The 17,021-nt window shown below is 45.5% G+C and carries 11 protein-coding genes; 2 read left to right on the forward strand and 9 right to left on the reverse strand.

The window, feature by feature from the left end:
- Positions 1-272: 272 nt before the first annotated feature.
- The 3 genes from HMPREF9010_RS05060 to HMPREF9010_RS26215 form a co-directional block, all read right to left on the reverse strand.
- Positions 273-2,267 carry a tetratricopeptide repeat protein gene (locus tag HMPREF9010_RS05060; RefSeq protein WP_004309435.1) on the reverse strand — a complete coding sequence of 665 codons (1,995 nt, stop codon included), beginning with the start codon at positions 2,265-2,267 and terminating at the stop codon, positions 273-275.
- Positions 2,268-2,269: 2 nt separating this feature from the next.
- Positions 2,270-3,055 carry a Cof-type HAD-IIB family hydrolase gene (locus tag HMPREF9010_RS05055; protein WP_004301545.1) on the reverse strand — a complete coding sequence of 262 codons (786 nt, stop codon included), beginning with the start codon at positions 3,053-3,055 and terminating at the stop codon, positions 2,270-2,272.
- 200 nt (positions 3,056-3,255) lie between these two features.
- Positions 3,256-3,402, reverse strand: coding sequence for a hypothetical protein (locus tag HMPREF9010_RS26215; RefSeq protein WP_004301546.1), 147 nt, complete (start codon positions 3,400-3,402; stop codon positions 3,256-3,258).
- Between the two features lie 332 nt (positions 3,403-3,734).
- On the opposite strand from HMPREF9010_RS26215, the gene HMPREF9010_RS05050 reads away from it, so the two are divergent.
- Positions 3,735-4,724, forward strand: a complete 990-nt coding sequence (locus tag HMPREF9010_RS05050) for a hypothetical protein (protein WP_008650736.1) — start codon at positions 3,735-3,737, stop codon at positions 4,722-4,724.
- Positions 4,725-4,909: 185 nt separating this feature from the next.
- Positions 4,910-6,082: a MalY/PatB family protein gene (locus HMPREF9010_RS05045; RefSeq protein WP_004309438.1), complete on the forward strand. Its 1,173-nt coding sequence runs from the start codon at positions 4,910-4,912 to the stop codon at positions 6,080-6,082.
- A 344-nt stretch (positions 6,083-6,426) separates the two neighbouring features.
- On the opposite strand, the gene HMPREF9010_RS05040 is transcribed toward HMPREF9010_RS05045, so the two are convergent.
- The 6 genes from HMPREF9010_RS05040 to HMPREF9010_RS05015 form a co-directional block, all read right to left on the reverse strand.
- Positions 6,427-9,192 (reverse strand): glycosyl hydrolase, encoded by a 2,766-nt coding sequence (locus HMPREF9010_RS05040; protein WP_008650738.1) that lies wholly within the window; start codon positions 9,190-9,192, stop codon positions 6,427-6,429.
- A complete protein-coding gene (locus tag HMPREF9010_RS05035) occupies positions 9,189-10,592 on the reverse strand; it encodes a glycoside hydrolase family 28 protein (RefSeq protein WP_004309132.1) in 1,404 nt (467 codons plus the stop codon). Before HMPREF9010_RS05035 ends, HMPREF9010_RS05040 begins: the two co-directional genes overlap by 4 nt.
- A complete protein-coding gene (locus HMPREF9010_RS05030) occupies positions 10,589-11,191 on the reverse strand; it encodes a DUF4450 domain-containing protein (RefSeq protein ID WP_004309133.1) in 603 nt (200 codons plus the stop codon). Before HMPREF9010_RS05030 ends, HMPREF9010_RS05035 begins: the two co-directional genes overlap by 4 nt.
- Positions 11,142-12,677, reverse strand: coding sequence for a glycoside hydrolase family 28 protein (locus HMPREF9010_RS05025; RefSeq protein ID WP_004309134.1), 1,536 nt, complete (start codon positions 12,675-12,677; stop codon positions 11,142-11,144). The genes HMPREF9010_RS05030 and HMPREF9010_RS05025 overlap by 50 nt, the downstream gene beginning before the upstream one ends.
- Positions 12,678-12,725: 48 nt before the next feature.
- Complete coding sequence (locus HMPREF9010_RS05020) at positions 12,726-13,964, reverse strand: rhamnogalacturonan acetylesterase (protein ID WP_004305254.1); 1,239 nt, start codon at positions 13,962-13,964, stop codon at positions 12,726-12,728.
- A gap of 129 nt (positions 13,965-14,093) precedes the next feature.
- Positions 14,094-16,970: a sugar-binding domain-containing protein gene (locus tag HMPREF9010_RS05015; RefSeq protein ID WP_032847388.1), complete on the reverse strand. Its 2,877-nt coding sequence runs from the start codon at positions 16,968-16,970 to the stop codon at positions 14,094-14,096.
- Positions 16,971-17,021 lie beyond the last annotated feature (51 nt).

Here is a 17,021-nt window from a genome sequence, read left to right on the forward strand (position 1 = left end):
TGATACGAAAGAAAAGGAACCAAAAAGAAAGAATCAAGGCTACGTTTTTCCGACTACTCCGGTGTTTCCTCCGGCTAAAGGGCAGAAACTCGCTACGCTCAAACAGTTTGCCCTTTTTAACGCCGGAGAAACCACCTGCGCTTGACGTCGGAAAAACGAGGCCGGGAGGCCATGCGGGGGCACTGTTTGATGGAGATATTGTGTGTAGGATGATTTTTATGTAAGTGTGTAGATGACAAAGATGGATAGGTGCGGAGGTCGGGAAGAATAGGCTATTTTTTCTTTCTAAGTTCTTCTGCAATTCTCCATTGTAAGGCGGCTTCTCCTTCTTTCCCGACTTTCAACAGAGCGTCTCCGAAGAGTTCGTGTGCACCGGCATGTTCCGGTTTCAGGCTGGTGGCCTTGTCCAGGTCGGCAATGGCACCTTCTGTGTTTTCTGTTTTTAGCCGGAGCTTTCCGCGGTTATAGACAGCTTTAAAGTTTGCCGGATAGAGGGTGACTGCAATGTTGAAGCAGTTTTCAGCATCGAAATACTCTTTGTTGTTGAAGAGAGTGATTCCTTTGCGTATCCAGGCATCCACATAATTAGGGTCGAGACTAAGTGCCTTGTCGTAGTTGGCGAGGGCGGCACGTGAGTCGTGTGCCTGGGTGATACATTCGTTACCCATTAATAGATATTCGTGAGCATATTGGCGGAGGCGTTCCTGCTGTTCGCGCATTTGCTCTTTGAGTTTCTTATTCTGCTCTTTCAAGGTGTTTATGACACCGAGTTTACGTCGGATAAAACGGCGGGGAACAGGTTTCTCAATATCATAGCGGGAATGAATGGCGCGGAAAAACTGTTCCAGACATTCCTCCATGTCTCCTTTGTCGAAAGCGCGTGAAGCAGCAGCGTATTGCACGTCGGCCTGCGCTTGTTTCAGAGCTTTGTCGATAGCCTGCCGGTCGTTGAAACGTCCGGCAAAGTTTACGATTTCGGGGCGGACGAAGACGTCAGCACGGTTAATAGGCTTTTTGAGCTGAATACCGTCCAGTGAGGTACAGCGGCTTAGTGCCACGTATGCTTGTCCACCTGCAAATACACCACCTGTGAAGTCGATGACTACACGGCTGAAAGTCAGTCCCTGACTCTTATGGACAGTGATGGCCCAAGCTAACCGAATGGGATATTGTGTGAAGCTACCTAAGACTTCTTCTTCTATTTCTTTTGTCTTTTCGTTGTAGCGATAACGGATATTGCGCCATGATTCACGCTTTACGTCACATTCTTTTCCATTGTCGGTGATAACGTAGATGGTTTCTTCTTCCTCATCAATTCCGGCAATGACACCAATGGTACCGTTTACCCACCTGCGGTCGAAATCATTTTTAATAAAGATGATTTGTGCACCGGGTTTCAGTACGAGCTCTTGTGAGGTGGGTAGACTGCTTTCGGGGAAATCTCCTTCGATGACTCCTTCAAAAGTAATTGGGTCTCCGGGAAGTTCCGCCAGTTTCTTTTCGTTGATAGAGTCTACCGTGTCTCTACGGGTGGCCAGAGTGATATACATATCAGCTTCCGATTCTTCTATCTGGCTTCCATAACGGGTGTTCAGTAGTTGCAGATCAGCCGCTCCGGCTGTATTGTTCCGGATATGGTCGAGGACGCCGACAAAAACGGGGTCTGTTTGGCGGTATACCTTTTGAAGTTCGATGGATACCAGGTCTATCTGGCCGAATACTCTGGCAGAGAAAAAATAGGGTGTAGGATAGAAGCGGTTCAATATTTCCCGTTCGTCGTTTTTTACGACGGGCTCCAGTTGGAATACGTCGCCTACCAATAACAGTTGTTTTCCTCCGAAAGGTTCACGCAGATTGTGAGAGTATACACGTAGGATTCGGTCGATGGCATCAATGATATCCGCCCTTACCATTGAAATCTCGTCGATGATGACCAGTTCTATTTGTTCCAACAGCTTCCGGTGAGGCTTGGTGTATTTGAAAAATTCATGGATACGACCACGCTGGAGACTCAAGTTCGGGTCATCCGGCAGCAGCGGATAGAAAGGGAGTTTGAAGAAACTATGCATCGTACTTCCTCCGGCATTGATAGCAGCGATGCCTGTCGGGGCGAGTACAACGTGTTTCTTTTTGGTATTTTCGCAGACGTAACGCAGGAATGTAGATTTCCCTGTACCCGCTTTCCCGGTCAGGAAAACCGATTGACGCGTATATTGAATCAGGTTCAGGGCGTCCTGAAACGCTGCGTTATTGGTGTCTACGCTCATAATCAGATAATACCAAAATGCTTCATTGCCTTGCTGATGCCATCCTCGTCGATGGGAGCTGTCACATAATCGGCAGCGGCTTTCACATCCTCTTTGGCTTGTCCCATGGCTACTCCGATGGCTGCATGGCGGAGCATGCTGATGTCATTTCCTCCGTCTCCGAAAGCCATGGTATCTTCGAGTTTAATATCAAAATAGCGGATTATTTCATCAATGCCCTTTTGCTTGGTGTCTCCTTTGGCGGTCACATCGGCAAATGCAGGATACCATCGGCCTATCTCGCAGGTAGGAATAGACGGACGGATTTCTTTTTCTTCCTCTTCCGTGATAAAGGGTGTCATTTGGATGACTTCCTTACTGGTTGCCTCCTCGAAAGATACAGTCGGAATCACATTCACGTGCAGGAAATCATAGAATATCTTTTTCACCATGTCATTGGGCTGGCAAACGGAAATGTTGTGTTCCTCTACAAAGATACAGGGAACGCCTTTTTTCTCGCAGAAATCTCCCATCGCTTTTACTTCGTCCTGGGGGATGGCACTTTTATAGATTACCTGTTCCCCGACAAAGCAGTAAGCCCCGTTCATGGTGATATATCCATCAATCAGATTCCGGTCTTGCAATTCGGAGAGGTTGTTGATAATGGCTTTCGGACGTCCCGTAGCGATAAATATCTTCAGTCCTTTTGCACGGGCGGCTTCCAGTGCCTCAATGGTAGACGACGGGATGCGGTGAGTTTCAAAACTGACCAATGTTCCGTCTATATCAAAAAATAATGCTTTCGTCATAAATTCTTTTTTGAATGGAGTACAAAAGTACTATTTTTCTATGTAAATAGCAATTAGGAGATTTCTCTTATGCTTTTTTTAAATCTCTACTCTTATCGATAGGAACACAATTATTTAAAAGTGCCTAATAAAATGATTAATTATAATAGGTTCCTTTATTCTTTTGACTAAAAAAGTTTCCCAAGCATGGCATCAAGTCTTTATTCTTCTAACGAATTCTCCTTATACTTCTCTCCATAGAGTTGCTGGTACTCCTTTTGGAAACGGTCATAAACACTTTGTGCATACGCTTTTTGTCCAAGTTTCTTGAGTGCTTTTATTTTGAAAGTCAATGCCGTTTCGCTCATTCCGTCAAACGAGAAAAGCACGTCGGACAATACGATAACCTTTCTGGGTTCATTATTCGCTTCTACGATAGGAAGCAGTTTCTCGATGATCCGGATGAAAAGTTCGTCATGGTTAATTTTGATATTGCCAAACCATTCGTAATCTACAAAAGTAGGCAGTAAGGTGCCTCGTTGCAGCAGGCCGATAAATCAGAATCCTAATTATTAATGGGATGGCAATTATGCTTCTTTCTGTTTTAATAAGACGGGATATTGCAGAACTTGATAAAACTAACAGTCTGTCCGGATATTCCCTTGGGGAGATTTAATCGGGCTTTAAAAATCTTGAATCAATGAAACAAATAAAATATTTATCCTTTATCCCTTTTCTAGCTCTTCTCTGCTTGATGACGGGATGTGAAAATGACAAAGATGTGTATTACCCTTATGTCAATGTTCCGCTTACTACGCACAATCCGGTGCTCGTTGAGGGAGAAGTCCTGCATATCGGTATTGGTTTGGACGGTGTGAATTATCGTGTAGAGAGTGATAATGAGGATGTGGTGACTGCCGAGGTGGTTGGCAACGAAATACTGTTGACAGGCGGTGACATAGGTAGCACCATCGTTCGCTTTTCGGATGATAGCTACAATCGTGCTCTCATGACGGTTGAAGTACGTAAACTTCAGGAACTGACACTCGAATCGCTCCCGGAGGGAGTGGAAGTATTGCGTCTGGATAATGACGGCGTTATTCTTCGTGAAATGAAAATACTGACCGGTAATGGCGGTTATACCGTTAAATCTCTGAATGAAGGGGTAGCTACTGTGGCAATCTCCGGCACTACAGTAACTGTTACTGTGGTAGGTGACGGTGGTACAACTATTACTGTGACCGACCAGGAAAAGGAAAGCCGTTCCATAGATTTATGGGTACCGCTCAATCTTGACGACCCGACGCCACGTATTTATTGGGATGGTTATCGTGCCGATATTAACACGGTAGGAGTTTCCAGTACCGGATCTTATGCAACGCCAAAAGATATGTACTGGTATCAACAAAACGGTGAAGTGAAAGATACATATTATGTCTACTTTAACGGTGGTTGGGCAAACAATTTAAATAGTGTGAATGCTGCCAACCGTAATCCGAAGTTTGAAACGACTATCAATGACACTAAGACTTCGTATACAGACAAAGCAGCCTCTGCCGTTAAACTGACCGAGTTTATTTTGGAAAAACGTATCGGTACAGGTCCGACGAGCCATCCGCATATCTATTTCATCTCTTTAAAAACAGAAGATGGTAAGCGTGGATTTATAGTGCATCGTTGGAATGAATAATAAAGACAAATAGGTTCTTAGTTTTTTTTTCAGGGTATGAATATGAGGGTCGGATGCTGTATTGCTCCGGCCCTCTATGTTTTGATAGAGCATACAAAATTAGAGGCTGCCTTTCGGTAATACCACGAAAACAACTATCTTTGCTAACTGTTTATTATACACATAACCTAACAATATTATGCAGTATGAACTATAATTTTGATGAAATAATAAACCGTCATGGTACAGATTCCGTAAAATGGGATGCAGTAGAGAATCGTTGGGGACGCAATGACCTGATTCCAATGTGGGTAGCTGATATGGATTTCCGCACAGCTCCTTTTGTCATAGAGGCTTTGAAAAAACGCCTGGAGCATGAAGTACTCGGATATACATTTGCTTGCAAAGAATGGTCGGAGTCTATTATTAACTGGGTGAAGGAGCGCCATGGTTGGGTGATTCGTGAAGAGATGTTGACTTTCACTCCCGGTATTGTTCGCGGCTTGGCTTTTGTGATCCACTGCTTTACGCAAAAAGGAGATAAGATAATGGTAATGCCCCCTGTTTATCATCCTTTCTTTTTAGTCACTCAAAAGAATGAACGTGAAGTGGTATTCAGCCCGTTAGTCCTGAAAGATGAACAATATTATATTGATTTCAACCGCTTCCGTCAAGATATTCAAGGATGCAAATTGCTTATTCTAAGCAACCCTCATAACCCGGGTGGACGTGTATGGACCAAAGAGGAACTGTCTCAGATAGCCGACATCTGCTATGAAAGCGGCACATTGGTTATCTCTGACGAGATTCATGCTGACTTAACCCTGCCTCCATACAAACATCCTACCTTTGCTTTGATTTCAGAGAAGGCACGGATGAACTCTCTTGTCTTTATGTCTCCCAGCAAGGCATTCAACATGCCGGGATTGGCTAGTTCTTATGCAATTATTGAGAATGACGAACTTCGTCACCGTTTCCAGACATATATGGAAGCAAGCGAGTTTAGCGAAGGACATCTCTTTGCTTATTTAAGTGTAGCAGCTGCTTACAGTCATGGTACAGAATGGCTGGACCAAGTGGTAGCATATATTAAAGGAAATGTGGATTTCACTGAAACGTATTTGAAAGAACATATTCCTGCTATCAAGATGATCCGTCCGCAAGCCTCTTACTTGATCTTTCTGGATTGCCGCGCATTGGGACTCAATCAGGAAGAACTGAACCGTCTTTTTGTAGAAGATGCTCATCTGGCGCTGAATGATGGAACAACATTCGGTAAGGAAGGCGAGGGATTTATGCGGTTGAACGTTGCTTGTCCACGTGCTACGCTGGAAAAAGCATTGAAACAGTTGGAGCAGGCTGTAATGGATTTAAAATAGTCTTTTAAGTCCATTACCCGGTTCGGAAATAAAATCAATCCGTTCAGGGGATGAAGCTATATTTCCTGTCTCACTCTTGCTTTTTACTATTTAATTTTGTATCTTTAGTGCTTCTCATCTTCCCAAAGACAGGTAATCATATTACAAAGTGACCAATATCATCTTATAAGGTGATATTGGTCACTTTGCAATGTGCCTATTGTCCCATTGTAACGGGACGACTTACCGGCTGCATAAAAAAACTAATCTCTGCACTGAAAACCCTTAATCTTTGCACTGAAAAGTCTTAAGTACAAGATTGAAAAACTAGTTTGTTGCAGTATGATGATATGACAATGCCTCAACTATGGCATCACATTTACCGGAATCAGCCGTACCTCACTATTCAAGCCGGAGGGTAATGGACTCCAATGTCCATAATTGGCCGGACGATAGTTCAAATCAACAATATTGATTTCTTTGAATTTGCGCCACTGCACTCCCTGCCTGTCTAATTCTGTAATTCGATTCGCAGGGAGATTCGTGACTTCTATCTCGATGTGGTTTTTTCCGGGTTTTAAGAACTGGCCCACCTTTAGTTGATAAGGCACTGCCCATGCGCATCCCGCTTCCTGTCCGTTGATGCGGACACGGGCACTTTCGCGTACATCTCCCAAATCAAGAATCCAGTCGTCGGCCTGCAAAGTCGGCAATTCGATGTCTAAGGAATAAACACCGGTTCCCATGTTCGTTTGGGCTGCCGGATGATCGATATGGGTCCATGAACAGGGGCGATCTATATCAAATGTTCCTTGAATTTCCGGTTTGCTTTCGGCGAAGTGTAACTTCCAACCATGATCCAGACGAAGACTGAAAGGTTGCTCTTTGACATACTTCCACGGTTTGGATGCCTGCAAAGGTTGTTGATATGTTTGCAGAATGAACGATTCACCGGATTTTAATTGCAGATAGACTTGTGTTTTTCCGTTTGCCTGTCTTACCTTAGCTTCACCACATTCTCCGGTCATGGGATTGAAGAGAGCGGCTGCGGCTGCATTCGTTCCCAATGTGATCCAACCGTCCACTCCTTTATTTTGCAAGGAAGAGATGAAATAGTGGTGTCCCGTATCATTCACTCTTCGGATCGCTTGTAGTCCGAATTTGGTTTTCATTTCTTCGGGAGAAATATTGCAGCTGGCCAATGTGCGTGCATAATCCGTTCCTGTGATAATCTTCCCCTTTCCGATTGGAGTAACGGTTGTTTCCGAGAAAGAAACAGCCGGAAGTTGCCGGAGCGTACGCTGGTAACTTTGGCGTTTTTGTTCCAACTGACCGTATCCCGGTACATCTGTCGGATAATTTTCGAGGAATACGATAGTAGCTCCCTGTTTGGCCAGTTCATAAAGATGTGCCAATACATCACTCGGCATTAGGTGTGCAGCAGGCACTACCAATGCTTTGTAGCCCGTTCCGCCTGAAGTAACCAACTGTCCGTCTTTGAAACGTGTACTGCGAATAAAGTTATCGGAAATATAATCCCCGTCATACCCGCTGTTGTTGATGCGATGGATAGCGTCGATAAACTTAGGAGCCAGTTTATCCATGTGGTGTATCGTGAATAATAACAATCGTCCCGGTTGCTCATTCCACATATCATATACCGGAAGATAAATCAGGAAATCATTATCCGGCCGTCCCATTTGCAGAAAGCTCTGGCAACGGGTGATATAGTTGAAGAACGAAGGGGCATCACGCCAAATACTGTTTGTCGGACTCATATTGATAGAAGCGTAGAACAACCATCCGGGCCATTCGGCTTCTTTCGGAGAATACGGAGTGCCGTGGAAAAACATGTGATTGACTCCGGAAACAAACATCAAATCCATATCCGGTTTACATTGCGACAGGGAAGTACGGAAATGCTCCGTCAGCCATGTAAATGTCTCGGAAGAAGTATACGTTTTTCCTGCAATATGAGCTGCCGAGGAGGCATATTTCAGCATAGACAGGTCCGAATCATTCTTTTTGGTCAATGAGTCCTGACGCAATCCTTCGATGTGGAACTGCGACAGTCCGAAACCTTCACATTCCGGAATATCCACGGAAGCATAGATATCAATCAGATTACCGGGCGAACCATGTGCCTGATTACGGGTGATACTACCGTTTTTGTGTGCCCAGTCTGTCCATTGATGACTGAAGTTCTCCAATAAGAGGTCGGAAATGGTTTCCCGGTAATCCGACACGATACGTCTGCTAACTTCCGGACGGTTTTTATCCAGGAATTCGGGGAAATGTTCTTCCAGTTTATACCCCCGTCTACGAGCGAACTGTTCCAGGAAATCATCCGTCCAGTCAGCTTGATAAACTTCGTATGAATCGTTGAAGAAAGTATGTGGATAACTTGTCTTGCTACTTTTGAAAGCACGGTCAAAGCGGGAAAGATAATTTTTTACCGCCTTTTTTGAGAGATGATTCATCACATAGCCTTCTCCTCCCGGAGCTGCCCGTTTCACTTTCTGCCTTGTTTTTCCGATGTAAAGAGCGATCACTTTCCATTTGCCGGCAGGCGCTTTCCATTGCAGTTTGTCTTTTTTGACGTGAGCAGTCAGGTTGATACATTTGCCTTTCTCATCATATGCCATCACCCGGCTTAGTACAGAAAATGGTTGTTGCTTGGGATCGGTCACATTAATATCCTGTTCAATCTCTTTGCCGCCCTCTATTTCGTATGTCTGGAAGATAGCCTTGGTAGCCGCATCTTCTATACTAACTTCAGGTCCGCCAAAAGGCCATCCGGTTCCGGTATTCATATCAATCTCAATACCCGTACGTTTTCCTTCCGTTTGTGTATGCTTAAGCATTTCCATCCAGCGGGGAGAAAGGAACTGAATTTCATTCGCGTCATTGCCTTGCACCCCATAGATAGGAGTAATTTCTACTGCTCCCATTCCGGTACGTGCGTATTCTTCCAGATTATACGTCAGATTCTTTTCGTCTACGGCACTTCCCATCCACCACCATCTGGCGCCGGGACGTGCTTCCACCGGAGTGTCCGGCCATTGTTGTGCTTGTATTACTCCACCTGCGGCGAGCAGGCAAAGAACTATCAATTCTCTTTTATTCATCATTCTTTCGGTGTGTTATAGTATTCTATATTTTCTGCGTCATCAGTTACAAAAAGCGGTCGTCCGTCCGGCTGTTCAAAGTGGAAGCGGATGCCGTCGAAGGTAATGTTCCGTGCGTGGCGGATATAAAACCCTTTGGCGGGAATAGTGCCGAACATCCAGGGTTCGGGGTATACTTTCTCCTGTTCGGGCGGAATACGTTTGCCATCCTCTTCGCTATATCCTCCTTTATAATAGAGGTGAATATTCCGAAAAGTTACGTCCTCAATACATGCACCCGGCACTCCGTTGATGATAGAAGCATACCGGCTGTCGGCATTCCATACATTGATATCGCTGATAAGAATACGTTTCATGGTGCCTACAGGAGTACCTTCAGGACTGCGCATACGTGCGCCCAACCGAAGGAAAATAGGCGCGTTGACTATATTTCTCATTGTAATATTACTGATTACAATATCTTCCAGATGTCCTCCGTCTACCGTTTCCAATGCCAATCCACGGCAATGTTCAAAGATACAGTTCGTAATCGCAATATTGCGGAAACCTCCACTACTTTCTGTGCCGAGTTTGATGCGTCCCGTACGGAAACCATGATCGGGAGCCTGCGGTTCGTCCAACTGCCAAGTGCCGTCCATTACACTGCCTTTGTCAAAGCCGCTGACATAACAATCACTGATCGTCACATTTTCCGTATCTTGGAAGCGTCCTAATCCATAAGAGGCTTTCAATACAATGGCATCATCCCAGGGGGAGTTCACCGTGCATTGGCTGATACGTACGTTCCGGCAGCAATCAATATCAAAGCCATCCCGGTTGGTGTCTACTTTCAGATTCATAATCGTCAGATGATCCACTCCGGTAGCCAACAGGGCGAAATGCCCGCAATGCAGCATGGATAAATCTTTCAGGGTCACATTTCTGCAATCTTTCAGGCTGATAGCCTTATTGCCTACCCCCGGTAGGCGACTCTCTTCACGGGTCAAGCCTTTGCCATAGATTAAGCCGGGACCACTGATCGTAATATTCTCCAGTCCGATTCCCCAAATTAAAGAGTTTTTCCAATGGCTGTGACCGAAATCCTGATACTTATTATGTTCATTCGGTTCGGCGGTATCATATCCTTCCTCTTTTCCGGGAAAGGCGGCAATGATACGGGTGCCCTGTTCCAAATAGATATGAATGTTGCTTTTTAACCGGATGGAATAACACGCATATTCTCCCGCAGGTAGATATACTGTGCCTCCTCCGGCCTGTGCGGCCGCTTCAATTGCACGATTGATGGCAGGCGAATCAATCGTTTTCCCATCCGCTTTGGCTCCGAAGTCCATTACATTATAAATGGCTGCATGTAGATAGATGCAACCTATTAACAGACTGAATAATAAATAGATCCTTTTCATTTTTTGTCGATTTTGGCAAAAATATCCGGTAACATATAGTAGTTGTAATCCGCTTTTTCATTCTGTTCGTAGAAACAGAAGTAAAGCCGGAAAGGCTTGCTTCCTTCGTTTCGCGAAGAAGCCGGGGAGAGACTGCAACGTCCGGCCAGTACAGGGCGGTCGGTTCGTTTGCCTGATTCGTAAAGCATCAGGGGAGTTGCATCCTTATGTCCGTCACTCAAGCGAATATCATCGGTAGGAGTGACAGCCTGCAGCGTCCGTAATTGCATACTTTCTCCGTAGTAGCAAGTGAAGGCTTGTCCCTCCACGCTGAATACATTGATGTCCGAATCCGGTTGGCAATCGCCGAAACTCCAAAATAGGGCATCGGCTTCCGGAGCAGAGGCGACTTCTACTTCCAGAATAAATCCACGACTATCGGGCAGTGCTTTCCATTGGAAGGATACTCCCTGTATCTTTTCTTTAGGTTTTAGCCAGTGGCTTTCATTTCCTTTTGATATGCCCAACCGGAAAGTGCCGGCAGGTGGCGTCAGTGCTTGTGCTTGCGCATCAATGAGCAAGATTCCCAGCAGTACGATGGTCAGGAGATGTCTTAACATAGTTGAAGTTGATATTACTTTGTTCGTTCTCTTTTAGTTCAATGACATTCTTTTCTTCTGTCTTTAATGTAATTTCAGACAAGTTGAAATTCTTCGTATAGCAGATTTTGCCCGGTTTGTCGGTCTGCGCTTCGATGGCATAAAGATAGAAATTTTCCAGACGTAACGAGTCATTCCATCCCGAAGCGGAGATAAATTCGTCCACATTTTCCGCTTTTACCTTTGATACGTAGACATTGCGGAAACGCGGATAACCTTTTTCGGGAGGCGTTACCGGAGTCAGCATGATTCTCCAGTGTTCCGGGATTTCTTTCCCTTCATACTCTTTGGGTAAAGTGCTGTAACTGTAACTGGGGTTCCAGTTCAAGTCTGCCGCCAGCACGTGACGGACGTTTTCCGCTTTTACTTCGGTCATATAAATGTTTTCGATTGTCCCTCCACGGTTCATGGCGCTTTTCAACCGCAGCACGGCGGAGGTGCCGATTGCTTCCAGATTATATCCCAATACATTCCGTATGCTACCGGAAGTTTCGCTTCCGCAGGTGATAAGTCCGGCACCTTTGCGGGCGATGCAATTGCGTATGACCACATTTTCCGTAGGAAGGTTCACCCGCAGTCCGTCTGCATCCCGTCCCGATTTGATACAGATATTATCATCGTTACAGTCTACATCGCAGTTTTCGACCAAGATATTGCAGGAAGAATCAATGTCGATACCGTCCGTGCTCGGACCGTGTCCACCTATATTGTTGTTGATGGTCAATCCGTCTATCGTGCAATAATCGGAGTAAAGAATCTGACATCCCCAAAAACCGGTACGCATCAGGGTAAATCCTTTCAATGTAATGTCCGAGCTACGTTCTATGAGGATGCCCCGTACCCGTTTGCAGTCATAATCCACAATCCAGCGCAATCCTTTTGCTTCGTATTCTTTCCGCATTTCCCAATATTTATCCCAAAATACTTTTCCCCGGCAGTCCAGCGTTCCTTCTCCGCTGACGGAAGCGTTCTTTTCATTGACAATGTTGATAACTGCCGCGGGCCATGTCATCTCGATTCCTGCAATCCGTGAGCGGAATTCGGGATAATGATGAATGTAAGGGCTGGCCAGTAAAGTCACCCCTTTGTCCAGTTGCAGGTTGACACCGCTTTTTATGAACAGTGCGCCAGTCTGATAATATCCCGGCTGAAAAACTACCGTTCCTCCACCGATGACGGCACAACTGTCAATTGCTTTCTGGATAGCTTCCGTGCTAAGCACCGTGCTGTCTGCTACTGCGCCAAAAGAATTAGCGGATAAAATTACATGGTTTCCGGGCATTTGCCGGCTGCCTACACTATCGGCCCATGACAAATCCGGTTGTTGCGGTACTTGCCCCCATTCGAAGCTGTTGTTTCCTGCCTGTTTAGCCGTTGGGGTGGCGCAAGCTGCTGTCAAAAGTGTGCCTGCCAATAGGAACAGGGGAAAGATGCTTTTGGTTTTCATATTTATCTAATGCCTGATTCTTAATACTTAATACCTACTACTTATCTCTTAATTTCCGTCCGGTTTTTCAATTTCCGTGAATGGTGATTCGTTCCAGTGGAAACCATTTACATCGTCCGGCTGTGCCGGATTATAGGACGGGTCTATTTTCAGGTGTTTAGCCAGTTCCGGTACGGCTTTCTTCATTCCTTCAATCACACATTGGGCTATTTGATAGGCTCCGTATGGATTGAAGTGGGTGTTATCCTCAAAAGCTTTGGTCTGTCCCGGATAAGTGCCTGCCGGATAGTGTACGAAAGCACGTTTCGACGTTTCTGTTCCCAAAGCTTCATAAAGCGTACGGGTCATCTCGTTGAGGTCGATCAACGGAACATTTTCTTTAGCTGCCAGCCAGCGCATGGCTTCCGGATAATCTTCGTGTGTGTCACGGATATGTCCGGTTGCGTCGAAACTCCGGCGTTGGGTGGGAGTGACCAGTACGGGGTATGCTCCCCGTGCACGAGCTTCATCAATAAATGTTTTCAGGCTGGTCATAAAAGAGTAATAAGCTCCTTTGCCCGGTCCTTTTTGCTTTTGGTCGTTATGCCCGAATTCCATGAAAAGATAATCTCCTTTCTTTATCTGGCTCAATGCTTTTTTCAAACGTCCTGCGGCAATAAACGTATTGGCTGATTCGCCCGATTCCGCATAATTGGCGATACAAACGTCCGTACCGAAAAAATGAGGTATCATTTGTCCCCAGCTTGCCCATGGCTCGTTGTCCTGGTCGACTACGGTACTGTTACCGCATAGAAAAACGGTAATCACCGACGGATCGGCAGGCTCGATGCTGATACTCTGGCATACGGGTGCATCGCCGTTAAATTCCAGCGTCAGTTTATCGTCCCAGTTCAGTTTGGCTTTTTCGCGGGGTTTGATACGTACGGATTCTTTTTCGGAAATGCGGGGGTTGCGTTTGTTGATGATAAATGTTTCATCTACGAATTGTCCCTTTTTAGTAGCGAGGTTATCAATGAACAGTCGGCGTGATTCGCCTCTTACTGTTGTCACCCCTGCCTGTTTCTTGCTTCCCAGGCGAACGGTTACTTGATAGTTACCGTCCGGCACGCGGACAGAAAAGAAGAAGGGTGCCTTGCTGCCTTTTTCGGGAGTAGCGACGAGATCATATCCATATCCCGTCTCCTCACTGTAGCGGGGAGCATCTGCCAACTGGTATGTTTGGGCTTTCTCCTGTGCATTGACACTTGCCGTAGCTAAGAGTAGCAAGCCTATGATCGTAGTTTTCATGTAAAATGATATTTAATGTATATTGTTTATGGAATTTAGGCACGGATTACACGGATTTCACGGTTTTTAGAATTACGCTTTTATAAAGCAACAGCGTAATCCGTGTAATTCGTGCCTGATAATTCCCATTTAGTTAATTTTCGGTTTGAGCTCGTCAGGAGAATCTTTGGTATAAGATTTCACATCTCCCGCCACTTTGGTGAATAATGCTTGTATTAGCTCCGGAGCTATCTTGTCTGCCGGACGGAAAGCATCCGAATTCATATAATTCAGGATTGCTTTGTGCATCTGGCGGGCAACGATTCGTTTTTCCGGTTGGGAAGTAATGTCCATACTGGTCATCATCAATTTACCGTTCAAGACCTTTGCTTCGAACAACATGCCGATTTTCCGGCTGATAAACCAAGTATCAATACTTTGAACCGTTGGTTGGAATGTTGCCGGGAAGTCGGTGAATTGCATCACCTGCGCTTTGTTCAGCAGTTCCCACCATTGAAGGTTACTATGATATTCGGTAGGGAATTCGCGGAAAAGAGGGTGATATTCATTCAGGAAAATACCGGTTGTGTGCGGCGGACGCATCTTGAACCAGGAAGTATTCCAGAATACGGGAGTGAAGTATTGTTTGACTTCTTTGCCGTATTGTATCTTTCCGGCAGCCGTAATCAGCACATTTCCTCCGTCTTGTAACACAGCCAATGCCTTGGCGTCCAAGGTGTCGGTGGTATATACTGTTCCTTGTACCAGTTCCACTTGTGCCGGATATACCCAGAAATCCCAGTCGTTTACGGCATCACAGCCTTCGATACGTACTTCCAGATTTAGTTTCTGCGGTGTATCGATTCCTTCCAGAGTCATATCTACACTACCCAGAGAATAAAGATTTCCGATGGGAATGTGATGGGTGCCGACAGTTCCATGAGCATATACTTTTCCGAATTTATCCTTAATGGTATATACTGTTTTTGCACTTTCTAAGGGAGCAGCTCCGAAATGAGATACTTCAATGTCGGCATGGAATGTTTCATTGTTGGCATATACAAATTTAGGAATACGTGCCAAAAGTACGGTCGGACTGCAAAAGCGTCTGAACTGTTCTGCGTTGATATATCCTTTTTCTTCAAAGAACACGTCCAGTACACCGACTAATGCAGTTCCCTGGCCGGAATAATCATTGAGAGCCAGCAACTGGAATCCCGCATAGTCCGGAGTACGCAAGGTCTTTTCAATCTCATGTTTGTAGCAGAGTGCCTGCAATTTGCCCGAAGCCATCATAAAGTCGTGACTCTGGCTTCCCATGTGGTTATCGTTCAGAATATCCCGGAAGATTTCAAAGTTCTTCGCTTTGTTGACTCCGGTATATTTACGGATCTCATTGAAATTCGGGAATACGCACCATTGACCTGTTTCGTGTGATACATACGGTTGTTTCACCGTGTCGATTCTTGCACGATAATCCGATTCACTTTCCGGTTGCGCACCTGCCCAACTAAGTCCGCGTGCGCCGGCTTTCACATGATACTCATTGTGAGGTTGCCATTGCCAGCTGTTTCCAACGGAGGCTCCTGTGTATACACGACGCGGATCGGTTGCTTTCCAATAATCCACGAACTTGCTGACCCATGCCACCCAACGACCGGAAGGTTCATTGCCGCAAGCCAGCATGCAGTAAGAAGCGTAATTCCCATATTCCTTGGTCAGTGCAATGGTTTCGTCCATCAGGTATTTGTCAATCGGTTGTCCGTTACCCAGTCTCGGACCGTGGTTCGGCCAGCTCGGTCCTTCCGGTTGCAGATAGAAACCGACCAGATCGGCAGCGATGAAAGCTGCTTCCGGCGGACAGAAAGAGTGGAAGCGCATGTGATTCAGGCCATAGTTACGACAAATGCGGAACACCCGTTCCCAAGAAGCTACATCCATCGGCGCATAGCCTGTCAATGGGAAGTCACAGTTTTCCACCGTACCGCGAAGCATCGTTTTGCGACCATTTACATAGAACCATTTCCCTTCTATCTTGAAATCACGCATACCGAACTGTACTTGTTGTGTGTCAGTTTGCTTGCCGTTGGTTAATTTTGCCGTCAGTTTATAAAGTGCCGGACTGAATTCATCCCACGTCAGAAACTCTTTTCCCATCGGAAGTTCCATTTCCACCGGATTATCTCCCGGACGGATGTTGAAACTTTGATGTACGGGAGCCACTTTGTGCTGAATGTCCGTGTTAAAGCTCGCAGCGGAAAGGGTGATCTCTCCCTTGGTGGAAGAAGCAGACCGTATATTCATGCGAACCAGCGCTTTCTGATTGCTCAAATCGGGATATACCTGAATATCTTCTAAATGGACTTTAGGAGTAGCTTGTAATTCGATTCGTCCGACGATACCGTTCCAGTTACCTTGTGTCTGGTCGGTGATGCTGTGAGAATCTGGACCTACGTTGATTTCTTTGATTCTATTATCGATACGGATGGTAATCAGGTACGTTTTTCCGGGGGTGGTTGCAGCAGTCAGGTCATAGACATGGGGAACACAAAGACTGTTTTGCATACCAAGCTCCTGCTGATTTACCCATACAGTAGTTTCGATGTGCGGACGTTCCAGAAAAAGAGTGATTCTTTCTCCTTTCCAGTCAGCCGGAATTGTCACTTTCTTTTGATACCAGGCCACACCTACATAATGTTTGTCGGGAGTCAGAAAGAAGGGTAGCTTTACTTGTCCCTCTATCTTGTATTTTTCCATATATGGGTTGAAGTAGTAAGAACTGTCGTAGAGGCTTCCGGTCCATTGGGTACGGACGGTCACTTCATCTCCTTTCAGTTTTTCGGGCATGGAGCCGGGCAGGTTGATAGAATCGTCGAGGGATTTTTTGAACCATTGTTCCTTGACGCCGGTATCTTCCCGGTCTATCCGGAAATTCCATTTGCCGGATAAGCTGAAAGAGTGATTTTGTCCCGCTACGGTCAGTATGGAGATAAATACGATAGCAATACTTACTAAAAGTCGTTTCATGATATATAGAGTTGATATGTTTTTCATTCTTTTTAAAATCTGCCGCTAAAG

Origin of the sequence: Bacteroides sp. 3_1_23 (genome assembly GCF_000162555.1) — a bacterium.
Classification (GTDB): domain Bacteria; phylum Bacteroidota; class Bacteroidia; order Bacteroidales; family Bacteroidaceae; genus Bacteroides; species Bacteroides ovatus.